Source organism: Jeotgalibacillus sp. R-1-5s-1, assembly GCF_004405105.1.
Lineage (GTDB): Bacteria > Bacillota > Bacilli > Bacillales > Jeotgalibacillaceae > Jeotgalibacillus.
Map to the genome: position 1 here is coordinate 114,870 of NZ_SORW01000012.1, position 25,434 is coordinate 140,303.

The window sequence follows — 25,434 nt, forward strand, 5'->3', positions numbered from 1 at the left end:
GTTAAAATAATTTTTGTAATTCCTGCTGATAATCTCCTCTGATCACGCCTTTTTCGGTAATGATGGCAGTGATCAGTTCGTTTGGCGTGACGTCAAACGAGGGATTAAATACCTTAACGCCTTCCGGAGCAATGCGCTTACCCCCAAGATGCGTTATCTCTTCCGCTTTTCGCTCTTCAATCACGATATCATCACCAGTTGCAGTATTCAGATCAATCGTAGATAAAGGTGCTGCGATATAGAATGGAATGTCGTGGGCTTTTGCCAAAAGTGCAAGACCGTAAGTGCCAATTTTATTAGCCGTATCTCCATTTGCGGTAATCCGGTCAGCGCCTACAATGATCGCATCAATATTTTTCGTTTTCAGCACGTGGGCAGCCATATTATCCGTAATCAGCGTGACGTCAATATCAGCCTGCTGAAGCTCCCAGGCAGTCAGTCTTGCTCCCTGTAAAACAGGTCTCGTTTCTGTCGCATAGACGTGGATTTCATTGCCACGTTCCTTTGCAATGTAAAACGCGCCAAGAGCAGTTCCGTATTTCGATGTCGCAATCGCACCCGTGTTACAGTGGGTTAACACATTTGCTCCCTCGGGTAAAAGAGAATAGCCGTTTTCCCCGATCAGGCGGCACGTTTCCTCGTCCTCCCGCTGGATCGCAATCGCTTCAAGCTCCAGCTTTCCTTTGATGGAAGGAATGGTAGTCTGCTGCTCAGCAACCTTGACAAGCCGTTGAAGCGCCCATGCCAGATTGACTGCGGTAGGACGTGCTGAGTTGAGATAGTCTGCTGTTTTTTTCAATTCCTGAAGCAGTTCACCAGGTGAGGTTGGTTCACTGTTTTTTGCCCACAGCGCAAGACCGTAAGCCGCGGTAATGCCAATAGCAGGAGCTCCGCGCACTTTAAGTTCAACGATCGCGTCCCACACATCTTCCACTTCCGTTAAAAAAATATATTCCACAGTCCCGGGAAGCTTCTGCTGATTTAACAGCTTGATCGATTCTCCTTCCCAGATAACCGGCTTAATAAAATCCTGCTTCACTGTCATGACTCTACCAGCTCCTTTAAGTAAGCAGTCCAGTCTGATGGAGATTGCCACTGCTGACGGTTGAAAATCAAGTGACGACCTGTTTCAATCGCACGTTTTTGAGCACGAAGTCTCTCCTGCTCATCCTCAATCCCGTCAATGTCCTCTACATGTGCAAGTCCGATAATGCGGCGAATCGTTTTACAGCCTGCGAAGCCAAGCGTATCCTGCCAGATTTTCTTCACAATGAAATCAGCATATTCATCTGACTTGTAGCGTTCTTCCACTGCATGCTCTTTCAGCAGCTCACGGTAGCGCTGCTCAAACACTGCCCACGTTTGTTCGATTGCCTCAAGCAGATAAGCACTGATTTCCTGACGATCTCCCTCTGAAGAACGCTCCTGCTGGGCAATAAAGTTCAGCGTAAGATTGGCCAGAAATGCACCGGCGTCAAACCCGGCAGGTCCAAAAAAGGCGAATTCCGGATCAATGACTTTCGTTTGGTCACTTGTGACAAACACACTTCCCGTATGGAGGTCACCATGCAGCAATGCCTCACCCTCCGTCAGGAATTGTTTTTTCAATTTTGCGACTTCGAAAAGCAGAACATTGTCCTGCCACAGCCCATTTACTGACTCCTGAAGATTATCAGGGTACGAATTCGATTCAGCATCGAAGTAAGGATCCGTGAATACTAGCTTTTCTGTAATATCACACAAATCCGGATTCACAAATTGACGCGCAAGCTTCTTCTTTTCAACCGGCCCAAGTGCCTCGTCCGAAGAATGGAAAAGTGTTTCTGCAAGATACCGTCCAATGTGCTCTGCAAGATTCACATAACGGTTTCCTTCAATCAGGCCTTTGCGCAAAATCACATAATCAGACAGATCCTCCATGACCGTAATTGCAAAAATATCGTCATAGTCATACACTTCAGGCACAAGATGAGGGACATGCTTTGCAGCCTCCTGCAATGCCTGCCGCTCGATTCGCGCACGGTCCAGTGACAACGGCCAGCTCTCTCCGACAACCTTTGCATATGGCAACGCCTGTTTCACCACAATGGATCGATCTGTCGTGTTGTCACGGACGATAAACACATAATTCAAATTGCCATCACCGACCTCTTTGCAGTCAGCTTCCTTGCGATCTTTAATTAATCCTTTATGCTCTAAGTAAACGAGGACTGATTCCTCTGTAAAGGGCTGATACGTTTTTTCCTGCAGTACTGTCATGGTGCGATTCGCTCCTTTAATCAAATTCTTTTTTATGCCATTCATCCTCCGGAATATCTAAATCCTCTCCGGAAAATCGCTCTTCTTCAAACACATCTCCATAGTTATGAAAACCGTTACGCTCCCAGAAACCGGGACGGTCCTCAGTCAGAAACTCAATGCCTCTGATCCACTTCACACTCTTCCAGAAATACAGATGCGGAACAATCAGACGGAAAGGATAACCGTGCTTCGGCGTTAAAGGTTTACCATCATAGGAATGAGCAAGCAGTATATCTTCCTTCAGTAAATCCTCTATCGGTAAATTCGTTTCATAATCGTAATCTCCATAAATCATCACGTGCTTCACATTTTCCGGTATTTCAAACCCTTTCAACAGATCACGTATAGTCACACCTGTAAACGTATTATCAAACTTTGACCATCTCGTTACACAGTGGATATCTCTGACAATCGTCGTCTGGGGAAGTTTCATTAACTCGTCATATGTAAATCGCCTTCCGTTTATGCCATTTCCGAAAAGACGGAAATCCCACTGCCCAAGATCGTACTCCGGCACCTCTCCCTCATGAAGAATCGGAAACTTTTCTGTCAGGGTCTGTCCCGGTGGAAGGCGGCCTCCATATGTGTCTTTTTGTACGGGTGGCTTTGCTTTTTTCAAACGCTCTGCTTTTCCCATCCGGCAGCTCCTTTCCTGGTGAATGTATGAAATAAAAAAAGCCTCTTTCCATGATAGAAAGAGGCAGAATAAATCGGATTCGACCTCTTATCTCTCAGACAAAAAATGTCTGTTGGATGTAGCACCGTGTCCCTGTTACCAAAATGGTAAACAGGGCCGGTTGCCGGGCTTCACAGGGCCAATTCCCTCAGCCAACTCTCGATAAGAGAAGGTATTCAGTTGGTGTTTTCTGGTTCATTTGAAATTCATAATTGCAAGTTTACGGAATAGGATTCCATTTTGTCAACGCATTTTTTAAATAAAAAATTTTTTCTGAAAAGTTATTGACCTGCAGAATTTTTTTTGCGATAATTCGAAACATGAATTTAATTCCAACTGAATACGTATGTACTCTTATAAAGAGCAGGTGGAGGGACGAGCCCGATGAAACCCGGCAACCTGTTTCAGCTTAACCGCTGATTCAAGGTGCTAATTCTCACAGCAATGGCTGAAGGATAAGAGGAAGAACGTTTACTGTAAATGTCCGCTTCCTCTTTTGGAGCGGATTTTTTGTTCTCTCTAAATGTGATGGGTGAATGAACGCGTATATGGATTTGTTTTAAACAGGTGGGTGAACGAAGTCAGCTGGGTCCTGCTTAGTCAGGTGGGTGGAAAAGGCCGAAGGGATTTGTACTGTTTGAGTGAGTTATTGTATCGAATCAGCTTTTTATTGTACTGTTTCACTGTTTATTTCAATCGAATGAACATTTTTTTGTACTGATACGACTTCACACCTTCATTTTTATAATGTTCCTCACCGTTTTTGTACTGATTCGGATCATATTTGTATCGTTCCAACTCATCATTGTATCGTTCAGCCCGCCCTCCCGTTCACAAAAAACCGATTTTATCACTGAAAGGATGCTTATCATGTCTCAGATTACGGCTACATACCTTGTACACGATGCGAAAGGCAACTTAGAAAAAAAGGCAGAGTCGATTGCACTCGGCTTAACGGTTGGATCATGGACCGACCTTCCGGCTGTGGATCAGGAGCAGTTAAAAAAACATAAAGGTGAGGTGCTTTCTGTTCAGGAAGTTCCCGCACTGGAATCAGCTTCTCATTTAGGACAACGAAAAGCAGGCCTGATCAAAATTGCGTATCCGGCTGCAAACTTCAGCCCGGATATTCCGGCAATTTTAACAACGATTTTCGGAAAGCTGTCCCTGGACGGCGAAGTAAAGCTGATTGATATCGAGCTGGATCCTTCACTGGAACAGCAGTTTCCGGGACCGCAGTTTGGCATTGATACCATCAGACAAACACTGAATGTTCACGACCGTCCGCTTTTGATGAGCATTTTCAAGGGGATGATTGGACGCGGCACTGATCTTTTTACTGAACAACTCCGCGCACAGGCTGCCGGCGGTGTTGACCTTGTAAAAGATGATGAAATTCTGTTTGACAACCCACTCACACCATTTGAAAAACGGGTGGAACTTGGCGTTCAGGTACTGAATGAGGAATATGAGCGTACCGGCCACCGTACACTGTATGCAGTCAATCTTTCCGGAAGAACGTTTGATTTAAAAGACAAAGCGAAGCGTGCGGTTGAACTTGGAGCGAACGCGTTACTATTTAACGTTTTTGCTTACGGTCTTGACACCCTGCAGAGTCTCGCTGAAGACCCGGACATTCATGTGCCGATCATGGCGCACCCTGCTGTGTCCGGTGCATTGACTGCTTCACCACTTTACGGTATTTCCAATCAAGTACTGTTAGGTAAGCTGTTGAGACTTGCCGGAGCTGATTTTGTCCTGTTCCCTTCTCCATACGGCAGTGTGGCTATGGAGAAAAGTGAGACACTCGCGATCAGAGATGCACTTCGCACCGACAGCAGGCTGAATCGGGCATTCCCTGTGCCATCAGCAGGTATTCACCCTGGGCTTGTCCCACAGCTGATTCAGGACTTTGGCACAGATTCAATTATCAATGCAGGCGGCGGTATTCACGGTCATCCGGACGGAGCAGCTGCCGGAGCAAAAGCCTTCCGTGATGCGATTGATGAAGTCATTGCAGGCGGCAGCCTTCAAACAGCTGCCTCTAAATCTCCGGAGCTTGAAAAAGCACTGGCACTTTGGGGGTAAATGCATGACCAAAATGATCTTTTGTGACTTTGATGGGACGATTACAAAATCAGACAACATTATTTCCATCATGCGTCACTTTAATCCCCCTGGCTGGGAACCGATTAAAGACCAAATTCTTTCCCGGGAAATAACGATCCGGGAAGGGGTGGGAAATATGTTTGCCATGCTCCCCTCATCACTGAAACAGGACATTATTCAATACGTTGTCGAAACAGCTGAAATTCGTGATGGCTTCGGGGAATTTGTCGCCTATACAAGAAAAGAAGATGTCCCTTTAAAGATTGTAAGCGGAGGCATTGATTTCTTTGTGAAACCGATGCTTGCTCCGTATCACCTTGATAACCAGCTGTATTGTAACGGCAGTGACTTTTCAGACAACACGATCCGGATTACCTGGCCCCACACATGTGACAGCCAATGCTCCAACGATTGCGGCTGCTGTAAACCAAGTATCATTCGCAGGCTCGCCGGGGATGATGTACAGAAAATCGTGATTGGCGATTCTGTCACGGACCTTGAAGCCGCTAAATTGGCGGATCTTGTCTTTGTCTGCGGTGATTATCTGGAAGAAAAATGCCGGGAATTAAACCTTCCCTATCAAAGGTTTGAAGATTTTAATGAGATCATTCAGTATCTCGAACAGCAACAGGAGGTGGTGCAGCGATGAGTGATGTGACGACACGCTGGAATGAACTGGCGGATGTAAAGGATACGCTTGGCGCGCGCGGCTGGTTTCCCGGGACGAGCGGTAATTTATCTATTAAAGTCTCAGATTCCCCTCTTCAGTTTCTTGTTACAGCAAGTGGGAAAGATAAATACAAAAGGACTGACGAAGATTTTCTGTTAGTAGATTCAAATAGTCGTCCGGTTCATGATACTCATTTAAAGCCGTCCGCTGAAACGCTGCTGCACCAGAAAGTATATGAGCTCACAGATGCCGGCTGCTCGCTTCACGTTCATACTGTCAGCAACAATGTCATTTCCGAGCTTTATGCCGCGCAGGGTGAAATCACCTTTCAGGGGCAGGAGCTGATTAAAGCTTTTAATCTTTGGGATGAAGAGGAAATACTTCGCGTCCCGATTATTGAAAACCCGGCCCATATTCCTGATCTGGCTGAGCAGCTTGCTGGCAGGATTGAGGATGGCATCTATGGCGTGCTGATTCGCAACCACGGCATTACAGCCTGGGGGCGTAATGCCTTTGAAGCCAAAAAACATCTGGAAGCGTTCGAATTTCTATTTGAGACACATTTAGCCTTACGACTACACACTCAAGGAGGAATATCACATGGCAACAATCACAATCAGAGATACTCAGGAAGTTATTAAAGGTGAAGAGCAGGTACACGCATTTTTAGCTGAACAGGGCGTTCTTTATGAAAAATGGGATCCATCAAAACTCCCTTCTGCACTGCAAAACGAAACAGGATTAAATGACGAAGATAAAGAAACCGTGCTATCAGTATTTGATGAAGAAATCCGTTCTCTTGCTGAGCGTCGCGGCTATCATAACTGGGACGTCATTGCACTAAATGAACAGACACCGGGCCTTGATGACCTGCTTAAGAAGTTTGAACAGGTTCATACTCATACAGAAGACGAAGTACGTGCCATCACTGCCGGATCCGGAATCTTCATTATTAAGAGTGAGGAGAAAGGTTACTTTGATGTGAACCTGACGCCGGGAGATGTGATCTCAGTTCCGGTTAACACACCACACTTCTTTACTTTGACAGATGAGCGCGAGGTTGTTGCTGTACGTCTTTTTATTGAAAAAGAAGGCTGGGTAGCCCACCCGTTTCACGATCCGGCGTTTGAAGAAGCGAAATAAATAGATGATTCTTTAAACCGTGCCAGTTCATTCCTTCGCTTTCCGCGGCCGCGCGGTGAACCCGTTGTGCTCCGCACATCGGTTTCACCTGTCGCTTCACTGCCGCAGGAGTCTTCGGAATGACCTGGCACTTTTAGCATGTTTATCATGTCGATAGACTGTTTAAGCAGCCTGTATTTTGTATTTGTTAATAGTCACTTGAAAGCTGTCGATCTTATCTTACAATTTGTATATAGCATTAAAAGAACTGTCAACAGATCACCGCATCCTTCCCGGGTGCGGTTTTTTGATGGTCAATATGGTACTGCGGGTTTGTCCGAAGGCGGTTTATGGGTATTATAAGTCATATCGCTTTAACGAACGGACACCTTTTGATCACCGTTTTCCTTTCTCGATCCCCTTGTCATGCGTTAAAATAATGAGAGTTAGGGGGAAGTGCCTTGAGAAAATTACTGCTGTTGATTGTCATCGTCCTTGGCCTATTTCTCACAAAGCCGTTCTGGGAAGAAGCTGTACCGGAATCGGTAAACCTGTCGTTTATGGATAAGATTTCAGGCAGTGTTGTTTCTGCTGTAAATGGCAGTACCATAGAGAATTCATGGAATTCAATGCTCGAATCGGTTACTTCATTTATTGTAGAAGTAAATGAGATTGTACAGAATGCGCCTGAAATATCGACTGAAAATGAAACGGCTGCTGTAGCACGGCCGGATTTAGAGGTGCCCACGAGCGAAATTTTTTCTGTTCATAATGTTCAGCTTGGTGATTCTGAGAGCTCAGTAGTGGAGAAAGCAGGACAGGCTGACCGGATGTCAATGAATGAATTTGGTGTGGAATGGCATACTTACCACGAAAATTATCAAAACTTCTTCATGGCTTCTTATAATGAAAATGGAGAAGTGAATGGATTATTTACAAATCAGGATCTAATCTCTTCTTCCCTGCCTTTACAGATGGGAAGTACACGTGAGGAGGTCCGTGCTGAGCTTGGCGAACCATTAACTTATTTGCAAAAGGGAATGGTCCGCTACCAGCTTCAAACGGACGGAGAATATGATATGTTCGCCTTCAACGGAGCCTATATAACAGTATTTTATGATTTACATGAAGAACAGACTGTGACCGCTATTCAAATTATCAACGACCGTCTTGAGGATCAGCGCGAAACGCTTTATGCTGAGCCTTCTGCTGATTTGGAAGAAGGCTTTAAATATCAGCTGTTCGACCTGACAAATGCCGCGCGCGTTGTTCACGGAGAGTCAGTACTGGAATGGGATGAAGCAATCAGCGGTACTGCAAAAAAACACAGTACGGATATGGCCGTAAATAATTTCTTTTCCCATGATAATCTGGAGGGTCAGTCTCCTTTTGACCGGATGGATGAGGATGGGATTGAGTATGCCATAGCTGGCGAAAACCTCGCTTACGGACAGTACAGCAGCGTATTCGCCCATGAAGGACTGATGAATTCCCTTGGACACCGTGAGAATATCCTGAAGTCTGATTACGGTTATCTCGGCATTGGCGTTGACTTTAACGAAGACAACCAGCCATTTTTCACCGAGCTGTTTTTTGATACTTTTTAAAAAACACTACCTGACCATCAGGGAAACCCAGGCTCATAGTGAAGCCGTGGAAGGATATCACCGGCACGGCTTCACTAATCATACCCATACAAAAAGCGGAGCAAATTGCTCCGCTTTTTATCGTCTGAACACAAACCACTTCATGAAGAAAAAACTCGACAAAGAAGACAGCAGCATCGAAAGCCCTTTTGCTGTGTTCGTTTCCGCCCAGTCCGGCAAAATCGCGAGTGCATCCATGATCCAGATGCCTCCGATAAAAACGCCATTCGCTATAAAAAGACTGGCCGTTGCCTGCAAAATAAACCCCACGAACTGCTTCTTATTTTTTTGCACATTAAATGTATAGCGCGAATTCCACACATAACTGTTCAAAATCGCCGCTGTATAAGCTACTGTATTGAACGTGGTCAGCCAACCCGCATCCTGCGTCGGGAAGGCAAAAAGCAAGGTGTTTAATACGCCAATATCAATTAATGCACAACTGAGTCCAATCAGACTGTATTTATAAAATTGGGTCATTCCCTGGTTGTTCTTCATTGATCACACCATCTGTTTTTAAGTCATTTCACTGCCTTATGGTGCAGTTCCAGAGTTTGCATGTAATAGTCGTACAATTGACTGGACTGATCATCCCATCCGACAGACTGAATGCCTTCATGTGCACGCACGCCCATTTTAACACGCTCTTCCTTATTTTTCAGTTTTTCAACCGTGTTAAACAAGCCGTCCGGATGAGTTGAATGGTACAGGAGCCCATTCACTCCGTCCTCAATCTGTTCCCCTGTAGGGCCGCTGTCTGCAGAAATAACCGGCAGACCCGCTGCCATTGCTTCCATTAACACAAGTCCCAGCGTTTCAGTTGTAGAAGGGAATACAAATAAATCAGAAGATGCATAAGCACTTGCCAAATCATCCCCATGCAGAAAACCGGTAAATATCGTATTGGTGCCTTTAAAATGCTTTTCAAGAAAGTTGCGATGTGGACCGTCTCCTACAATCGCAAGGCAATAATCGTTGGATTTCTCCAAAACAGATTTAATTTTTTCCACTTCTTTTTCTGGCGCCAGCCTGCCAACGAATAATAGCAGCGTTTGTTCCGGTTGTCCGTTACTTAGACGATTCCGCATATCTTGCGAGAAAAATGATGGATGGAACTGTTTTGTATCAACTCCGCGTTTCCAATGATGCAGATTATGAAAGTTCTTATCCTCCAACTCTTTCAGCACCGCTTTCGATGTACATAAGTTGAGGCTCGCCTGATCATGGAGTTTTTTAAAGTATTTCCACATCGCGGGTTTCAAAAAGGAAAAGTGGTAGTAATCCGCGTATTTTGGAACGTGGGTATGATAAGATGCCATCAACGGCAGCTTCAGCTTTTTCGTATAATAAATGCCTGTAGCGCCCAAAAAAGCAGGATTGACAGCATGCACAAGATCGGGCTGAAAATCCTTTAAATAAGCCTTTACCTTTTTTGAAAAAAAGGACAGCTTTTTATCCTTGTACAGAAAAAAAGTATAAGCGGGAACACCCGCCACTTTGACTCCCTCAAAATCAGACACACCAAGATCCGGTGCGATCACAAGGATTTCATGCCCCTGCTTTTTCAGCCACCTGATGGATGCGCTTAGTCTTGTGACAACGCCGTCTGTTGAGGGAAGGAAGGTTTCTGTTATGATGGCTATTTTCATATAATCTTTCCTCCCTCTGTGACATCAGCTCTGCACGGCCTGTTCAGTAAATGGTTTCTTTTTTTCAGGCACACCCGGCTGCTGCTGTTTCGTCCATGTGCTTCTTGCCGGAATTTTCGAGTGATCAGCCCGGTGAGCATATTTTCTGGCAACCTCCGTTACTTCCTCAAGCAGCCCTTTATTTAATGTGATTGGATTTAATCCTTTTGATAAAAACAGTTCATTTTTTACGTGCAGCTCATTCTCGGCTGCTTCTTTGCGCGGATTAGGGACATATGCAATCTCCCCGCCTGTCATCTCTGCTACCATTTCAGCCAGATCACGGACACGGTGGGTTTCTGTCATCTGATTAAAAATCATCACAAGATCACCTGCTGCAGGCGGGTTTTCAATCGCAAGCTGCACACATCTCACGGTATCCTGAATATGGATAAAGGCTCGAGTCTGACCGCCCGTTCCGTGAACCGTAATCGGATGTCCAAGTGCCGCCTGCATTAAAAAACGGTTTAAAACAGTACCGTAATCACCGTCGTAATCAAAACGATTGATCAGCCGATCGTCCAGATTCGTCTCCTCAGTGTTCGTACCCCAGACAATCCCCTGGTGAAGATCAGTGATCCGAAGCTGATCGTTCTTATTATAGTATTGAAAAAGCAGCTGATCCTGTGACTTTGTCATATGATACACAGAACCTGGGTTTGTTGGATAAAGGATTTGCTGCTCCACCCGTTCACCTGACTCCGTTTTAACTTCCACATCGAGATACCCTTCCGGGATTTTGACACCTGCTGTTCCATAGCCGTATACACCCATTGTTCCCAAATGTACAAGATGGATATCAAGCCCGCTTTCCACAATGGCACATAGGACGTTGTGTGTTGCATTCATATTGTTATTCACTGTATAACGTTTATGCCGCGGAGATTTCATTGAATAAGGAGCGGAACGCTGTTCGGCAAAATGAACGATGGCATCCGGTTTTTCTTCAAGGAGCACTTGTAGAAAACGGTCATAGTCCTCTGCAAGATTGATATTAATATGCTTCATTTTTTGCCCAGATACTTCTTCCCAGGCCTGAATTCTCGCACCCAGAGGCTGAATCGGTGTCAGGGACTCCACTTCAAGTTCATTGTCAATATTACGTCGTGACAGGTTATCAATGATGACTATTTCATAGCCCTGTTTTGATAAATGAAGGCTCGTTGGCCAGCCGCAAAAGCCGTCTCCCCCGAGAACGATTATCTTTTTATGCTGATTAATAGAACGAATCTCTGCAGTCAATGTCTTCACCCTTTACTATGTCGTTTTCACTCTTAATAAATGTGCCGGAGCATTGCGTACTTAATTTTCTTTCTTCATCTTTACCCTGATTTAACGATGTTTATATCTATATTTAAAAATCTTTCAATATGGTCTGACCATGGTGTTTTATTATGATAACAGATGGAAGAGGAGTTTTTATTGAGGAGATGTAAAGATTGGGTTGAGTCAGAGGAATATGAATGATTGTTTGAGGCTGTCCGAGGGTTTTCTTGTCATTCCTTCACAAGACGAAGTGATTCAGTCTTTTCAGGATTTTTTTAAGGCTTTCCAGATTACATTTCCTTCTTTCCGGAATTTAATTCCTTCAAAACAGTTTTTGAAGCTCATTTTCCCTTCAATACAATTGCGGATCCCCTCTTTTCAACATTGGGATTCCATCATTCCCGCCATTATTTCCTTCAAACAAAAAACAGACGCGGAGCCATGTCGGCAGGTCTAACAGGCCTGCCGGCATCCGTTCCGCATCTGATCAATTTTCGTATTTCTCCGGATTCTTTTCCATTTCAATCTTCTTCTGTTTTCGGATCCAGAACATGCCCGAGACAGCCACAATGAAAAACAGCACATAGATGCCAAGTTCAACGTTGCTGACGGTTTGCATCGTAATGTCATCCTTCATCAGTACGTTGATCAGTCTGAAATTCAGACCGAGTGCGCCACCGATCAGAAGACCGAGAAAGATTTTTTCACGTGATTTTAATACATCCATTCGTGAAGGTTGAGGTGAATGATTCATGTTGATTGTTCCTTTCGGGTTAATACTGAGATAGAGTCACTGATGATGTATGCAAGCTTCAGTCTGACGGTCCATGCATCGATGTCAGACTGGGAATTCCCTTTATTTTGTTCAAGGTACTGCAGACCGGCCGTTTCATACGTACCAATGGAGGACAGACCCCATTGATTTAAAATGAGCATCGGCCATTCCCCGTCCGTCATCATGGCTTCAGATTGACTGGTGATCAGTTCCGCTGCCCTTCTGCTGAAGCCGCAGGAACCGGCTGTTATATCTGCGTCTTTACCTAAAACAATAGAAAATACACGGTTGGCAATCTTTTCTGTCTCCTGCCATTCTACCGGATGTGAAGCAAATGCTTCTGCCGTCCGTCCGATAATCGTGTAATCCCTCTTTACTATGTTTCGCTTTATGTCCGGAATCTCCTGCTTATTTGTCTGAAACCATGTGACGAGACGATCAAGGTCGCAATAATGATAGTAGTCGTGCGGAAGCACAGATGCCCACTCAGCAGCACGTCTTCTTGCATCAGCGACCCCTCTTTTCGGAATACGCCGAAGGTGAAAACCCGCTTTCGATAACAGGTACTCAACAGAAGGATGGGTTTGCTCGCTCAATAAAACATATTTATCCGTATAAGCATTTGCCACGTCTGTTGTTACCTGCGCGAGTGATTCTGTAATGTGTCCTGAAGGATCATGGAAAATAGTCAGTAAAGCTGGTTCATGTTTCAAATCGGATCCTCCTAAAGCCAAGTGTCCATACAATGATAATAGCAATCAGAAGGATCACTGCATAGATCTCAAGCCCATATGCCCAGTTCTTAAACAGGACGTGGATTAAACAGAAGCCACCGATCACAAGCATCATGATAAATGCCTTGATACCCTCCTGATGCTGCGCGACTGAAAAAGGCTGGCTGAACGGCAAGCTTTTCCCGTTTAGTGCAAAGGTACAGATCGCAGCATACAGAATCGCAGTCGCCATGATCACGATCAGGTCCAGCCAGATTCTACCGGAGAAAATCCAGATGAAAACAGGCGCAAGAATCAGCATGATCGGCAAATAAAACATCACCAGCACACTTTTCGTCAAACCTCTGTCAATTAACACGCGATCTCTTAAAGGCATGGCGGCATAAATCCAGGACCCTTTATAGGTACCTGAGTATTTCACCATCGAAATAACGGTTGGAATCACAAGCAGCGTAAAATAAAACAAATAATAGGAACTGCCTTCTCTAAGTGCTTCAAAAGCTCCGTCTTCAGTTGTTGTAAACATAAACAAAAATGGAATCACGAATGTAAATCCAACCTGGGGATAAACTTTGAGCTTGAATTCACGTTCATTTTTCATCATCGCAAAAGAGAAGTTCATAAAATTCCTCTCCTCCTGATCAGGTGCGATGAAGCGAAGAAAGGCCTGCTTCAAACGATTTACCCGCTTCTCTTTCCCCTGCTCAACCGTAGAAAGTTTATGAAGAGATGATTCAAAGGAAGGAATTAATTTGATATAAAGAATCATGGAAATCACAGGGGTAGTTACAGCTAAAGCCGCCAGCACGATGACAAATAAGCTCCTCTCTCCACTTAACAGCGCTTCATGCAGTGCGCCAAACCAGACAGGCGGGGTAAAAAGCTGCCACCAGGCTGGCTGGAAGGTCCAGTCCAGCTCTGTTAATTGAAAAGAACGTGCCACAAGCTGGTAGCCAATAATGATGCCGAGTGTTAAAGCAATCTGCATAAAGTTAATGACATTTTTCAATTTTTCCCCATCGAAAAATTGAAGGATCGCAAAGTAAACGAGAGCAGTCATCATCAGGATGAGAAAATTCAGCAGGATCAGCTCTGCCAGAAACAGCAGGAAAAAGCCAAAACCATTTACATAAAGTGAGACAAACAACGGAATGCCAGCCGTAGCAATTGTTAATAAGGACATATACAAAGTAATATGAAGCATTTTCGCCGTGCTGATCGTGCGTTGGTCCACCGGTTTTGGCACCATCATATTACGGTCTCTGACATCAAGCAGAACAGATGAAAAGTCAGAGACCATTGAGGTCATCAGAATAAACATCAAAATGCCAAAAATAACACTCATCTGAAAGAAATAATCATCGAAAAATAAAAATGGAATAATCGTTAGTCCATATAACGCATAAACCCAGAGTGATCTGATAAAGTAGTTTTTCCCATCCTTCACCTTTGACTGGGCGAAAACGGTCGGCACCCTTCTCGTATCCATCGTCAGCTTGATGCCAAGAATCAGCCGCAGCATCGGATAATCGATCCCTGCACGTCTGAAAAGCGGGGCGAAACGGTCGAGCAGTCTGAGCGTGGCAAAATCGTTCATGCAGATTCCTCCTGAACGATAGCCACAAACTCTTCTGCGATTTCCTTATGCTGATTAAAGCCGGTAAGACTATTGAAAATATCCTGAAGAGATCCCTTCTGATTCTGCTCCTTCAGCTCATCAAAGGTACCGTCAGCAGCAATATGTCCTCCCGAAATCAACACGATCCGATTGCTGATCTTTTCGACAATATCCATGATGTGCGAAGAGTAAAAAATTGTTTTCCCCTGAGCCGACAGCTGGGCAAGAATCTCTCTTACAATCAGCATACTGTTCGCATCCAGTCCGCTCAGCGGTTCATCGAGAAATAAGACATCCGGATTGTGCAACAGGCTTGAGATAATCAGCACCTTTTGCCTCATTCCTTTAGAAAAAGAGGACAGTCTGGCATTCATAACGTGATCGATCTCAAACTTCATCATTAAACGATACGCTTTTTCACGCGCCAGCCCCTCATCAAGACCATAAAGCCCTGCAATAAATGCGAGGTATTCCTGTGCCGTCAGTGAATCATAGAGCTCCGCATTTTCCGGCACGTAACCAATCCTTCTCTTGTATGTATGATCCTGATATTTCAGATTTTCTCCGAAGATAAAGATTTTGCCCTCGTATCCATCAACAAGTCCAAGCATCATTTTCACCGTGGTACTTTTACCTGCTCCGTTCGGTCCAATGTACCCGATAATATCCCCTTCATAAACGGACAGATCAATGTTCTCCAAAACAAGCTTATCCCCAAACCTTTTCGTTACATTTTCGAGCCGGATGACTTCCTGACGCTCCATCAAAAAACTCCCTTCTATTCTTTAATCCAGTACCTTCTAATGACTGTACCGTCTTCTTCTATTTCGTCCTGATCCCTTACGCCACCGTTTGCTTCAATGGCTTTGGCAGATCCGGTATTGTCATCATTACACGTGACAAGAACTTCCTTTATTCCTAGTTTACGGACTTCTACGAGTGATTGTTTCAAAATTTCTGTTGCGTATCCTTTTTTCCGCTCGCTTGGACGGACGCCGTATCCAACGTGACCGCCGATCTTGAATAAATCCTCTGTCAGATCATGACGGATATGGGATGCGCCTAAAATACGATTATTCTCATCAACAAGAAAAAATAAAGAAGCTTTTACCCATCCAGCCGGAATGTTGATTCCTTCTTCTTCGTTATGCCAGCTGATCAATCGTTCTGCAAATGGAACAGGTGCAGGCTGAGTCGCCGTTGGAATCATTTTCTCCCCTGCCTGCACCCATTCCTCCTGATATTGCTGATACGCATCTGCCAGTGCTGCAGATGGCTTTACTAATGTCACTTTACTCATATGTATAACCTCACTTTTTATGAAACTCTGAACTTTCAGTAACTTCATGGTATCCTAGAATAAGGCAGAAAGGAAGATGTCTTATGGTAAATGAAAAGGAGTTTTTACGGATTCTTCTCCCCTTTGCTCAAAAAGAACCGGCTATTGAAGGTGTTCTGCTCACGAGCTCACGGGCAAATCCCCATGCGTTTCGTGATGAATGGACTGATTTTGATATAGAGTTTTTTGTAAACGATTTCAACTTATTTAAGACTGATCATTGGCTGAATGTTTTTGGTGAGCTTATGGCCGTTGTTCCTAAAATGCCGGAACCAGGTGAGGAGCACATGACCCGGCTGACCCTGTTTAAGGATGGAACAAAAGTGGATTTTCAGATTCTGCACGTTTCATTCAGCCAAACGTTAAACCCCCTGCCACCTGAGTATGACCTCGGTTATCGCATTCTGCTCGATAAGACAGGTGTGTTCAAAAATATGCCGGATCCTACTCATCAGGCCTACCGGATCCAGCCGCCAACAGAGGTTGAGTTCGCAGAAACGGTTAACAGCTTCTGGTGGGATACATCCTATATTTCTAAAAGTCTGCGCAGAGATGAATTGTTTTTTGCGAAATTCATTTCAGAAAGTGCGCTGCGGCTGAACTTCTTCCAGCCGCTCATTGAATGGAGAATCGGGTCCAAGCATGACTGGAGCGTGAATCCGAATAAAATGGGCCGCTGGTTCAAGCGGTATTTATCTGAAGAGGACTGGGAGCGGATTGAGCGGACATATGCAGGTCCGGATCTCGAGGATAACTGGCGCGCGTTGTTTCACATGATGGATATGTATCATGATTGGGCCACGGAACTCGCGACAGAGCTCGGGTATCCTTACGACCTGCAAACGGAACAAAATATGCGGGAATACAGCTTAAAACTTTATCACGAAAGGTAGATCAACATGAACAAAAGATTAGCACTTATCACAGGCGTCGGCCGTAAAGAAGGCATTGGTGCTGCGATTTGCAAGCAGCTTGCGGCAGATGGCATGGACATACTGTTTACCTACTGGCATGCTTATGACCGGGAAGTCATGCAACATGAACGCAGTGAGGATCCGGAGAAAATCAGAGAGGCCTGCCGCGCTTTTGGTGTGCGTGCAGAAATCATTGAACTGAATCTCGCAGATCCACGTTCCATTGAGGAATTATACGCATACAGCATGACCGTTTTCGGACGTTATCCGGATACTCTTGTTCATAATGCAGCTGTATCGATTAATGATTCTATCGAGACAATTACAGCGGATGGGCTTGATCGTCATTACGAGATTAACACAAGAGCCGTAACGCTTTTGACACAGACCTTTTTAAAGCATTTCGATTACGAATATGGCCGCATTATTTGTATCACAACAGGTTGGGAAGTCGGACCAATGCCGGACGAGCTCTCTTACGTGTTAACAAAGTCCACAATGGACACACTGGCCTTTACACTCGCACCAAGGCTGGCAGCTAAAAAGATTACGATTAACTGCATTAACCCGGGGCCAACTGACACAGGATGGATGAATGAAGAGCTGAAGAAAGTGCTGCTCGAGCGTTCACCTCAGGGTAGACTCGGCCGCCCCGAAGATGCCGCAAAGCTTGCAGGTATTCTGGCAAGTGAGCAATCACAGTGGATCACCGGGCAGACGATTCACTCAGAAGGCGGCTTTATTAACCACTTTTAATTTTAGGGTTGTGCTGACTGGCGACAGAGCGTATACTGTTAAAAATTATAAATGATTCAAGGATCAGGAGAGTACAAAATCAGATGGTGGCAAGCGAGTCAGGGCTGGTGGGAGCTGACACACACATCGTTTTTGGAAGCGCACCTGTGAGAAGGAAAACTGAATTCAGTAGGTTTTCCCGCAGACGGCAGCGATAACGTCGGGAGCAGGAAGAGCATTAGTCTCTTCAATAAGAGTGGTACCGCGGATGTAAGCATTCGTCTCTTGCCTTTATGGCAGAGACGGGTGCTTTTTTATTGAATCAATCTTCAGGAGGAATGTTAATGAAACAGCATATTGCACAAGCATTGAAAGAACAATTACCCCCGCATTTAGCGGAGCATGACATTGAACAGCTGCTCGAAGCACCACGTTTTCAGGAGCAGGGCGACCTTGCCTTCCCCTGCTTCCGTCCGGCAAAAGCACTCAGAAGAAATCCTGCACAGATTGCTGCAGAGCTGGCTGAGTCATTCACGTGCAGCGGTGTACAGGAAGTAAAGGCGATCGGCGGCTATGTGAACTTTTATTTTCATATTCCAACACAGGCTGAGTCTGTACTTTCAGAGATTTTAGCGAAGGGAGCTGATTATGGAACAGCTGCTTCAAAGGGAGAAATCATTGCGATTGATTTTTCTTCACCAAATATCGCTAAACCCTTTTCCATGGGCCACCTGCGTTCAACCGTCATCGGTCAGTCCATGTCCCTGATCTCTGCCAAATCAGGCTATCAGGTCGAAAAGATCAATCACCTTGGAGACTGGGGTACCCAGTTCGGAAAGCTGATGGCTGCCTACACCCATTGGGGAAATGAAGAACTGGTCAAAGCCGATCCGATTACCGAACTCCATAAGCTGTACGTTCGTTTCCATGATGAGGCCACTAACAATGAAAATCTGAACGAGCAGGGCCGCAGCTGGTTTAAAATGCTCGAAGACGGCGATGAAAAGGCTGTTCGTCTATGGACGTGGTTCCGTGATGTTTCACTCGATGCCTTTGAACAGATTTATGAGCTGATGGGCGTATCCTTTGACTCCTATCAGGGAGAAGCTTTTTACAATGATAAGATGCATGAGGTTGTGGAAAAGCTTGACGAGGCGGGATTACTGGAGGAATCAGACGGTGCAAGAGTGGTCAGACTGGATGAATTGAACCTTCCACCATGCCTCATCCAAAAATCCGACGGAGCCACTCTTTATGCGACTCGTGATTTAGCCGCAGCCTATTATCGTGTAAACACATTAAAGGCTGACAAATTATTTTATGTTGTTGGAAATGAACAGTCCCTGCATTTCAAACAGCTGAAGGAAGTACTGAAAAGACTTGGGGAGAACTGGGCTGATGAACTGACACATATCCCGTTTGGCATGATGCTCAAGGACGGCAAAAAAATGTCAACACGAAAAGGCAAAGTCGTTTTACTGGAAAATGTATTGAAGGAATCGATTGAGCTTGCAGCGAAAACAATTGAAGAGAAAAACCCTTCCCTGCCAAATAAAGAAAAGGTGGCAAAACAGGTCGGAATCGGCGCCGTCTTTTTCCACGATCTGAAGGTGTTCCGTCAGAATGATGTTGAATTTTCACTGGAGAACATGCTGCGGTTTGAAGGAGAAACCGGGCCGTATGTGCAGTACACACATGCACGCGCCAGCGCGATTTTGCGTAAAGCAGAAGGACAGTCAACTGCTGAAGCATTCTCTTCCTTTGGCGAAGCAGAACGTCCACTCGTACAGCTGCTGGCCGCATTTCCAGACAAAATCGCGCAAGCCTTTGACCAGCTTGATCCTTCTATTATTGCGAAATATGTCGTGCAAACTGCACAGGCATTCAACCAGTATTACGCACATGAAGCGATCCTGAACCATGAACATTCCGCTGAACGACTGGCTTTGGTGAAGGCTGTCGTGACAGTGCTTGATGAAGGATTAAGATTGCTTGGATTGGAAGCGCCTGAGGAGATGTAATGCTGAAGCAAGTGTGCGGTTGGTCCGCAGCGGAGGTTCGTGGGATTTTGGGGGAGGTTCACAGAATTTTGGCCGGGGTTCATAAGATTTTCACGGTGGTTCGCAGGATTCCGGTGATGGTTCGCAAGATTTCCGCACAAGTTCGCGAGATTGTGCCAAAAGACCTACTCTCTCCGTACCTAAAACATCATTCCTGTATGCATGTTTACAAAAGTGCGGGGTCATTCCGCAGACGCCCCACTGCCGCGAATGACCCCGCACGAATTTAAAATTAACACGAATCATGAAATGAACCAAAAATGGAGGATGAAATGGTTAATCAAAAGTTTAATGAGTTTATCCACATTGCAAAGAAACTAAATGACATTGGCATCATCCCATTATTGATGGGCTCAGTTGGTTTAGAAGTCGTGACTGATAAGAGCTGGGATGCTCAAGACCTGGATATTCATGTACCTGGTGATAAGAGAGGGTGGGAAGTATCGCCTGAATTAAATATTCACAACTGGAATGAGATTGTTCGCATTATGATTTCAATGGACTATCGTTTGATTGATTTACATGAACATGAGTTTGCTAAAGATGGATTGTTTGTGGAGTTTGGTATTATTGACACTTTACCAGCATTCGCAGGGGTACAGTTAGAGGATCTGGACATCCATCAAACGGGTGGGGCAAAGTATTATTTGCTAAACCCAGAGCAATATTTGAGCGTATACAAGTCTTCATCCGAGGATAGTTACCGGGCAGAAAACAATAACAATAAAGATTTTGAGAAAATTTATTTCTTAACTAATATGATACCCAGCAATCAAAAGTCAGACTAGGTCATTAGTTAATGATATCATCAGTTTCAAAGAATGATTTTTTTATGTCATAAACACACTCATTAATGTCGATCGCTCAGCTATTTTTGTTGAAAGGAAGAAGATTTATGTCGATAGACTTCTGGAGAAAGCCTGAATCGTCGATAGCAGTCTGAGTATTGTTGATAGACACCTGAATTCTATCGATCGCGCATCCCAAAATGTTGATAGCAGCAGAATTACTGTTAATAGGAAATCGCCAGCTAACAGACACGTCCGGAGTTTAAAGCGAACGTCCCTTTAACACATAGTATAAGCCGGAAAACAATCGCTTTCCGGCTCCCAACATTCTTCAGCTAGTATAATACCTGTAATCCTCAATCAGCCTTTTTTCAACATCCTGCTGATAAGGCGCAAGCTCAAGCTGAACCTGCTCCTCTGTACGAACGTCAGGCTCTCTTCCAGAAGTGGATCCTCTCCTGGAATCCACATACTTCATTCTGAAATAAGTAGGCGGATGCGTGTCGTCCACCTTTGATTTTTCAAGCTCTGCAATTTTCAACATACGACGCTTTTCCTTATCGGGCATGTTTACCATTTGCTCGTTTAGAAGATCAAAGAACGAACTTTTTCCTGGTGACAATGCAGCCTTTCTGACAGCATACATATATGTCTGATCATACTGGACCTTTGTCAAAAGACCGTTCACCCCATCTGCGCCTGCATGCTTCACTGCCACATCATCAGCGTAATACTCTGCACGCTGGGAATTGAAAAACAGCAGGTACAGCAATGTGAAGAATAACGTTTTCGGGAAAAATGCCAGTCCTTTTTGAAAGACGATACTCACCCAGACCAGAAACGGATCTTCAAACTCACCATCAGCATCATCAGGCTCCGTTAAATCCCACCATGTATAAGCCGTAAAAAGTGCCGTTCCAATATAAGTCCCTCTCGCCAGATCACCGTTTACTAAATGACCTAACTCATGAGAAAGCAGTGCGGTCAATTCATTTTTATCAAGCGACGCAATAAGCGGAAGACCGATCCTCATAATCACTTGACGTTTCAAGCCGACGGTTCCGATTGAGGCATTGTATTCACCGTTTAGTACAATCCCGTCCACTTTCTTTGTTCCGATCTCACCGCTCAGCTGATCAAGATATGAAAAAAGCGCGGGTAAGTCCTCCCTTGTTAATACATGCTCGTCTTTACTAAGTTTGGGAATGCGATGTCGCGTCAGCCATGAAATCCCCATAAGCAAAACGCCACCAATTAGTCCTGCAATATGATCCCACTGAAACAGGAGCAAATACAAAGAAGTAAGTAAAAACAGAGCACTTACAAGATGGATCCCTGTTGATAAAACATATGCTGCGGCCGTGCTTAACGTCAGCGATGGCTTTTCAGCATTCTGATGAATCACCTGCTCTAACAGTTTTTCTCCATTGCGCCTGCCAAGCTCTTCATATTTTCTCTGCATCCAGGTCTGTTTCTCTTTTTGATCTAAAGGATTCAAGTTGTCTAAACAGTGTTCACACCACTTTACATAACCCGGAATGTAGTCTATTGATTTTCCGCAGGAGTGACAAGTTTCAAATTGTTGAACTGCTTCCATACGCATACCTCCCGTAACACTTTTTTCCATTATAAATTAATTCTTATATTAATTGAAGATAAAAAACTGATTTTTAATAACTTTCAGTTAGCTTAATTTAGCAAAAAACCGCGACATTTTTCCCTATTATTCGTTTTACTAAAAAATATTAGTTAAAATATTTACACAATTCTCACAATACACTATGATGAGTAATGACATTGGAAGCCTTTTCATCCATTTCATATCTCTAATGTCAGCTACTATACATATTTAGAGGGGGTTGTCAGATGAATGCAATAGCATTAGCCGCGATTGGACTTTTCATTTTTGTTATTGGTTACCGCTTTTATTCGAAATTCGTGGCTGAAAAGATCTACCGGCTGGATCCGAATTATGTAACGCCGGCGCACCGTTTTAAAGACGGCGTGGATTTTGTACCGACGAACAAGTTTGTATTGTGGGGTCACCATTTTACTTCTGTAGCAGGTGCCGCACCGATTCTTGGACCTGCAATTGCCGTGTACTGGGGATGGCTGCCGGCTGTTCTGTGGGTTGTACTCGGAACAGTTTTTGCAGCGGGGGTGCATGACTTCGGAACACTCGTTGTTTCAGTAAGAAACAAAGGGCAATCAATGGGGACACTGGCCAATAAGCTCGTTGGTCAGCGTGCGAAAATTCTGTTCCTGTTTATTATTCTGATTCTTGTATTGATGGTTAACGCTGTGTTTGCCTGGGTTATTGCCAACCTGTTTGTCACATTCCCATCAAGCGTTCTTCCTGTATTCATTCAGATTCCTTTAGCAATCTGGATTGGTCATGCCGTTTATAAAAAGAATGCTAAAATGCTTGTCCCATCTTTAATCGCACTTGCCGTTATGTATCTTGTTGCGGTTCTGGCTGCTGAATATCAGGTACTGCAAATTGACCTTGTACGCTACTTCGGCGGGGAGGATGGAGCAGGGCTGTTTGGTTTAGGCGCGATTTCAAGTGCGTTCTTTATCTGGATTATCATTTTAATGATTTATGTGTATATCGCGTCTACGCTTCCGGTGTGGAAGCTGCTTCAACCGCGTGATTTTATTAATTCACATCAGCTAGTTGTAGGTTTGGGTATCTTATACCTTGGACTTTTGTTTACGAATCCTGAGGTAACAGCACCAATGACAAATTCGGCTGCAACTGATAAATCATGGTTTCCACTACTCTTTATCACAATTGCATGCGGAGCCATTTCAGGCTTTCACGGCCTTGTTTCCTCCGGTACTTCTTCAAAGCAGCTGAATAAGGAAACGGACGCCCGTTTTGTTGGTTACTTTGGGGCCGTTGGTGAAGGTGTACTTGCGTTAATCTCAATTATTGCTGTTATCACGTTTTTCCCGACAGCTGATGCATTCAAAGAAGCTTACAACAGCTTCGGTGCTGCAAGTGGTGGAGGGCTTGGAAACTTCGTTCAGGGTGCGAGCCAGCTCGCAACCGGACTTGGGATCCCTGTAGATATCGCGGCTACTATTGTATCCATTATTGTGGTCAGCTTTGCTGCGACTACGCTTGATACATCGGTGCGTCTCATGAGATATATCATTTCAGAGCTGGGGTCTGAGTATAAGTTACCGGCTCTTGAGAAAACACATGTTGCGACAACGATTGCTGTCGTTTCAAGTGCTGCCCTTGTATTGATTCCTGAAGGGCCAAATGGTTTCGGCTCAGGTGGATATCTGCTCTGGCCGTTATTCGGAACGTCCAACCAGCTGCTTGCAGGAATTAACCTGCTTCTCATTTCAGTCTGGCTGAAACGTCTTGGACGAAACTATCTGATCACGCTGATCCCGATGATTTTCCTGATGTTTATGACGCTGTATGCGATGATCATTCAGGTCTTCACAGAGTGGGCTTTCTGGAATGAATCGTCAAGTACACTGCTGTTTGTATTTGGTGCAATCATTCTTGGATTTGCCCTGTGGATCAGCATTACAGCTGTATCTGCACTATTAAACAAAAATCTGCCGAAGCTTGATCCAAACGAATAATTAATTGATCAGGCTGGAACATTCACTTTTAAAGCTGAATGTTCCAGCCTTTTCTAAATGTTGTCACCATTTCTTAAACTTGAGACAATGGAAATAACTAAAGGAGTGATTTCTGATGATCGACAAGATGAAACAGCTGATCGCCTATTACGAAGAAGTGCTCAGCATGCCGCACAGACAGGAAATTGCCCGTGAACTGAGAAATGAAGACGACCTGTTTCTGCTCCTGCTTTATTCTGAGATGATCGGTATTCCAAATCCGGTTTATTACTACACGCTCGAACTTTATCCGCATATGATTGAGAAATTTCACGACTGGCATTTACGGATGGGAATGGACAAGTCTCCGCTCTCCGGTATCCGCTGCTGTTAAAAGGAGTTTTTAAAATGGATTTGTTAAAGCACAATATATTATTTGTGGGTGGAAAAGGTGGCGTCGGCAAATCGACATCAGCCGCAGCGATCGCATGGAAATCTGCACAAAAAGGCTATCGCACACTGCTTGTGTCAACCGATCCGGCTCACAATACAGGAGATATATTTGACCGGAAAATCGGTGGTAAAAACACAGAAATTGCCCCTAACCTGTATGGACTTGAGATTGATCCGGAAATGGAGACAGCCAATTATATTAAAGGTGTAAAAGCGAATATCAAGGGTGTCGTTCATGCAGGCATGATGGAGGAAGTTCACCGTCAACTGGATACAGCAAAAGCTTCTCCCGGTGCGGATGAAGCAGCCCTTTTTGATAAATTGATTTCGATTGTACTCGAGGAACGTGAGCATTTCGACAAAATTGTCTTTGATACCGCTCCTACCGGCCATACGATCCGTCTTCTCACCCTGCCCGAACTCATGGGGATCTGGATTGAAGGACTGCTCGAAAAACGCCGCAAAACGAACGAGAATTATTCTGCCCTTTTGAACGATGGAGAGCCGGTGGAGGATCCGATTTATGATGTATTAAGAACACGCCAGGACCGCTTTTCCCGTGCCAGAGAGCTGCTTTTGAACCCTAAGGAAACTGGATTTGTATTCGTTTTGAACCCCGAGAGGCTGCCAATTCTCGAAACGGAAAAAGCTTTGAAGCTGCTTAGTCAGTATGACCTTCATGTGAAAACACTTATTGTGAATAAGGTGCTTCCTGACGAGGTTGAGGGTTCATTTATGGCTGAACGGAAGAAGCATGAAAAGCCTCATCTTACTAAGATTCGTGAAACGTTCCGTAAGCAGAACCTGATTTACGTACCTTTTTCATCTCAGGATATTGTGAACAAGGAGCTTTTAGAATGGTTTAGCGAGAGATTAGATCAATAAAAAAATCCGGAATGGCTGACAGCCTTTCCGGATTTTTTGATCTGAGTAAGACGAAATACTTTCTTTAATA

General features: G+C 44.6%; 24 protein-coding genes, 2 riboswitches and 1 other annotated feature. Of the genes, 12 read left to right on the forward strand and 12 right to left on the reverse strand.

Annotated features, from left to right (window positions below; genetic code table 11):
- Position 1: 1 nt before the first annotated feature.
- Genes mtnA through E2491_RS05865 form a run of 3 tightly spaced genes read right to left on the reverse strand, consistent with a single transcriptional unit; the run spans position 2 to position 2,938 of the window.
- Positions 2-1,045 (reverse strand): S-methyl-5-thioribose-1-phosphate isomerase, encoded by a 1,044-nt coding sequence (gene mtnA / locus E2491_RS05855; RefSeq protein ID WP_134373898.1) that lies wholly within the window; start codon positions 1,043-1,045, stop codon positions 2-4.
- Entirely contained in the window at positions 1,042-2,259 is a 1,218-nt protein-coding gene (gene mtnK / locus E2491_RS05860; protein WP_134373900.1) for an S-methyl-5-thioribose kinase, read from the reverse strand. The genes mtnA and mtnK overlap by 4 nt, the downstream gene beginning before the upstream one ends.
- Before the next feature lie 16 nt (positions 2,260-2,275).
- A complete protein-coding gene (locus tag E2491_RS05865) occupies positions 2,276-2,938 on the reverse strand; it encodes a sulfite oxidase-like oxidoreductase (RefSeq protein ID WP_134373902.1) in 663 nt (220 codons plus the stop codon).
- A gap of 84 nt (positions 2,939-3,022) precedes the next feature.
- A riboswitch (SAM riboswitch) is annotated at positions 3,023-3,146 on the reverse strand.
- A 182-nt stretch (positions 3,147-3,328) separates the two neighbouring features.
- Positions 3,329-3,439, forward strand: a riboswitch (SAM riboswitch).
- Between the two features lie 408 nt (positions 3,440-3,847).
- Between E2491_RS05865 and E2491_RS05870 the strand changes: the two genes are divergently transcribed.
- The 5 genes from E2491_RS05870 to E2491_RS05890 all read left to right on the forward strand — a co-directional run bounded on the left by E2491_RS05870 (position 3,848) and on the right by E2491_RS05890 (position 8,485).
- A complete protein-coding gene (locus tag E2491_RS05870) occupies positions 3,848-5,065 on the forward strand; it encodes a 2,3-diketo-5-methylthiopentyl-1-phosphate enolase (protein ID WP_134373904.1) in 1,218 nt (405 codons plus the stop codon).
- A 4-nt stretch (positions 5,066-5,069) separates the two neighbouring features.
- Positions 5,070-5,735 carry a 2-hydroxy-3-keto-5-methylthiopentenyl-1-phosphate phosphatase gene (locus E2491_RS05875; protein ID WP_134373906.1) on the forward strand — a complete coding sequence of 222 codons (666 nt, stop codon included), beginning with the start codon at positions 5,070-5,072 and terminating at the stop codon, positions 5,733-5,735.
- Positions 5,732-6,397 (forward strand): methylthioribulose 1-phosphate dehydratase, encoded by a 666-nt coding sequence (locus E2491_RS05880; RefSeq protein WP_134373908.1) that lies wholly within the window; start codon positions 5,732-5,734, stop codon positions 6,395-6,397. Before E2491_RS05875 ends, E2491_RS05880 begins: the two co-directional genes overlap by 4 nt.
- Complete coding sequence (locus E2491_RS05885; RefSeq protein ID WP_134373910.1) at positions 6,357-6,899, forward strand: 1,2-dihydroxy-3-keto-5-methylthiopentene dioxygenase; 543 nt, start codon at positions 6,357-6,359, stop codon at positions 6,897-6,899. Before E2491_RS05880 ends, E2491_RS05885 begins: the two co-directional genes overlap by 41 nt.
- 440 nt (positions 6,900-7,339) lie before the next feature.
- Positions 7,340-8,485, forward strand: a complete 1,146-nt coding sequence (locus E2491_RS05890; RefSeq protein ID WP_134373912.1) for a CAP domain-containing protein — start codon at positions 7,340-7,342, stop codon at positions 8,483-8,485.
- 117 nt (positions 8,486-8,602) lie between these two features.
- Here the strand turns inward: E2491_RS05890 and E2491_RS05895 are convergent, their stop codons facing one another.
- The 8 genes from E2491_RS05895 to E2491_RS05930 form a co-directional block, all read right to left on the reverse strand.
- Positions 8,603-9,022: a GtrA family protein gene (locus E2491_RS05895; protein ID WP_134373914.1), complete on the reverse strand. Its 420-nt coding sequence runs from the start codon at positions 9,020-9,022 to the stop codon at positions 8,603-8,605.
- A gap of 23 nt (positions 9,023-9,045) precedes the next feature.
- Positions 9,046-10,173: a glycosyltransferase family 4 protein gene (locus tag E2491_RS05900; RefSeq protein ID WP_134373916.1), complete on the reverse strand. Its 1,128-nt coding sequence runs from the start codon at positions 10,171-10,173 to the stop codon at positions 9,046-9,048.
- A 24-nt stretch (positions 10,174-10,197) separates the two neighbouring features.
- On the reverse strand, positions 10,198-11,454 hold the full coding sequence (locus tag E2491_RS05905; protein WP_244093896.1) for an NAD-dependent epimerase/dehydratase family protein: 1,257 nt from the start codon (positions 11,452-11,454) through the stop codon (positions 10,198-10,200).
- A gap of 511 nt (positions 11,455-11,965) precedes the next feature.
- A complete protein-coding gene (locus E2491_RS05910) occupies positions 11,966-12,232 on the reverse strand; it encodes a hypothetical protein (RefSeq protein WP_134373918.1) in 267 nt (88 codons plus the stop codon).
- Positions 12,229-12,966: a hypothetical protein gene (locus tag E2491_RS05915; RefSeq protein WP_134373920.1), complete on the reverse strand. Its 738-nt coding sequence runs from the start codon at positions 12,964-12,966 to the stop codon at positions 12,229-12,231. Before E2491_RS05915 ends, E2491_RS05910 begins: the two co-directional genes overlap by 4 nt.
- Entirely contained in the window at positions 12,956-14,584 is a 1,629-nt protein-coding gene (locus E2491_RS05920) for a hypothetical protein (protein ID WP_134373922.1), read from the reverse strand. Before E2491_RS05920 ends, E2491_RS05915 begins: the two co-directional genes overlap by 11 nt.
- Positions 14,581-15,369: an ABC transporter ATP-binding protein gene (locus E2491_RS05925; protein ID WP_134373924.1), complete on the reverse strand. Its 789-nt coding sequence runs from the start codon at positions 15,367-15,369 to the stop codon at positions 14,581-14,583. Before E2491_RS05925 ends, E2491_RS05920 begins: the two co-directional genes overlap by 4 nt.
- A gap of 14 nt (positions 15,370-15,383) precedes the next feature.
- Positions 15,384-15,905, reverse strand: a complete 522-nt coding sequence (locus tag E2491_RS05930; RefSeq protein ID WP_134373926.1) for a GNAT family N-acetyltransferase — start codon at positions 15,903-15,905, stop codon at positions 15,384-15,386.
- Between the two features lie 83 nt (positions 15,906-15,988).
- Between E2491_RS05930 and E2491_RS05935 the strand changes: the two genes are divergently transcribed.
- The 4 genes from E2491_RS05935 to E2491_RS05950 all read left to right on the forward strand — a co-directional run bounded on the left by E2491_RS05935 (position 15,989) and on the right by E2491_RS05950 (position 20,441).
- Positions 15,989-16,837 (forward strand): aminoglycoside 6-adenylyltransferase, encoded by an 849-nt coding sequence (locus tag E2491_RS05935; RefSeq protein ID WP_134373928.1) that lies wholly within the window; start codon positions 15,989-15,991, stop codon positions 16,835-16,837.
- A 6-nt stretch (positions 16,838-16,843) separates the two neighbouring features.
- A complete protein-coding gene (locus tag E2491_RS05940) occupies positions 16,844-17,614 on the forward strand; it encodes an SDR family oxidoreductase (RefSeq protein WP_134373930.1) in 771 nt (256 codons plus the stop codon).
- 50 nt (positions 17,615-17,664) lie between these two features.
- Positions 17,665-17,882 (forward strand) — a binding site (T-box leader).
- 49 nt (positions 17,883-17,931) lie between these two features.
- Positions 17,932-19,614 carry an arginine--tRNA ligase gene (argS, locus tag E2491_RS05945; RefSeq protein WP_134373932.1) on the forward strand — a complete coding sequence of 561 codons (1,683 nt, stop codon included), beginning with the start codon at positions 17,932-17,934 and terminating at the stop codon, positions 19,612-19,614.
- A gap of 311 nt (positions 19,615-19,925) precedes the next feature.
- Complete coding sequence (locus E2491_RS05950; RefSeq protein ID WP_134373934.1) at positions 19,926-20,441, forward strand: phosphoribosylanthranilate isomerase; 516 nt, start codon at positions 19,926-19,928, stop codon at positions 20,439-20,441.
- Between the two features lie 331 nt (positions 20,442-20,772).
- Here the strand turns inward: E2491_RS05950 and E2491_RS05955 are convergent, their stop codons facing one another.
- Positions 20,773-22,038 (reverse strand): M48 family metallopeptidase, encoded by a 1,266-nt coding sequence (locus E2491_RS05955; protein WP_166805802.1) that lies wholly within the window; start codon positions 22,036-22,038, stop codon positions 20,773-20,775.
- Between the two features lie 269 nt (positions 22,039-22,307).
- Between E2491_RS05955 and E2491_RS05960 the strand changes: the two genes are divergently transcribed.
- From E2491_RS05960 to E2491_RS05970, 3 genes are all read left to right on the forward strand, one after another.
- Complete coding sequence (locus E2491_RS05960; protein WP_134373938.1) at positions 22,308-24,047, forward strand: carbon starvation CstA family protein; 1,740 nt, start codon at positions 22,308-22,310, stop codon at positions 24,045-24,047.
- A gap of 115 nt (positions 24,048-24,162) precedes the next feature.
- Positions 24,163-24,420 (forward strand): cory-CC-star protein, encoded by a 258-nt coding sequence (locus E2491_RS05965; protein WP_134373940.1) that lies wholly within the window; start codon positions 24,163-24,165, stop codon positions 24,418-24,420.
- A gap of 14 nt (positions 24,421-24,434) precedes the next feature.
- The gene (locus tag E2491_RS05970) at positions 24,435-25,364 is read left to right on the forward strand and encodes an ArsA family ATPase (RefSeq protein ID WP_134373942.1); all 930 of its coding nucleotides are present in this window, start codon (positions 24,435-24,437) and stop codon (positions 25,362-25,364) included.
- Positions 25,365-25,434 lie beyond the last annotated feature (70 nt).

Coding starts and splice junctions, on each gene's coding strand:
- E2491_RS05895 (WP_134373914.1), bottom strand. CDS start 9,022: ATGAAGAACAACCAGGGAATGACCCAATTTTATAAATACAGTCTGATT.
- E2491_RS05970 (WP_134373942.1), top strand. CDS start 24,435: ATGGATTTGTTAAAGCACAATATATTATTTGTGGGTGGAAAAGGTGGC.
- E2491_RS05920 (WP_134373922.1), bottom strand. CDS start 14,584: ATGAACGATTTTGCCACGCTCAGACTGCTCGACCGTTTCGCCCCGCTT.
- E2491_RS05930 (WP_134373926.1), bottom strand. CDS start 15,905: ATGAGTAAAGTGACATTAGTAAAGCCATCTGCAGCACTGGCAGATGCG.
- E2491_RS05965 (WP_134373940.1), top strand. CDS start 24,163: ATGATCGACAAGATGAAACAGCTGATCGCCTATTACGAAGAAGTGCTC.
- mtnK (WP_134373900.1), bottom strand. CDS start 2,259: ATGACAGTACTGCAGGAAAAAACGTATCAGCCCTTTACAGAGGAATCA.
- E2491_RS05955 (WP_166805802.1), bottom strand. CDS start 22,038: ATGGAAGCAGTTCAACAATTTGAAACTTGTCACTCCTGCGGAAAATCA.
- E2491_RS05900 (WP_134373916.1), bottom strand. CDS start 10,173: ATGAAAATAGCCATCATAACAGAAACCTTCCTTCCCTCAACAGACGGC.
- E2491_RS05925 (WP_134373924.1), bottom strand. CDS start 15,369: ATGGAGCGTCAGGAAGTCATCCGGCTCGAAAATGTAACGAAAAGGTTT.
- mtnA (WP_134373898.1), bottom strand. CDS start 1,045: ATGACAGTGAAGCAGGATTTTATTAAGCCGGTTATCTGGGAAGGAGAA.
- E2491_RS05940 (WP_134373930.1), top strand. CDS start 16,844: ATGAACAAAAGATTAGCACTTATCACAGGCGTCGGCCGTAAAGAAGGC.
- E2491_RS05865 (WP_134373902.1), bottom strand. CDS start 2,938: ATGGGAAAAGCAGAGCGTTTGAAAAAAGCAAAGCCACCCGTACAAAAA.
- E2491_RS05935 (WP_134373928.1), top strand. CDS start 15,989: ATGGTAAATGAAAAGGAGTTTTTACGGATTCTTCTCCCCTTTGCTCAA.
- E2491_RS05960 (WP_134373938.1), top strand. CDS start 22,308: ATGAATGCAATAGCATTAGCCGCGATTGGACTTTTCATTTTTGTTATT.
- E2491_RS05870 (WP_134373904.1), top strand. CDS start 3,848: ATGTCTCAGATTACGGCTACATACCTTGTACACGATGCGAAAGGCAAC.
- E2491_RS05950 (WP_134373934.1), top strand. CDS start 19,926: ATGGTTAATCAAAAGTTTAATGAGTTTATCCACATTGCAAAGAAACTA.
- E2491_RS05880 (WP_134373908.1), top strand. CDS start 5,732: ATGAGTGATGTGACGACACGCTGGAATGAACTGGCGGATGTAAAGGAT.
- argS (WP_134373932.1), top strand. CDS start 17,932: ATGTTAATGAAACAGCATATTGCACAAGCATTGAAAGAACAATTACCC.
- E2491_RS05910 (WP_134373918.1), bottom strand. CDS start 12,232: ATGAATCATTCACCTCAACCTTCACGAATGGATGTATTAAAATCACGT.
- E2491_RS05875 (WP_134373906.1), top strand. CDS start 5,070: ATGACCAAAATGATCTTTTGTGACTTTGATGGGACGATTACAAAATCA.
- E2491_RS05885 (WP_134373910.1), top strand. CDS start 6,357: ATGGCAACAATCACAATCAGAGATACTCAGGAAGTTATTAAAGGTGAA.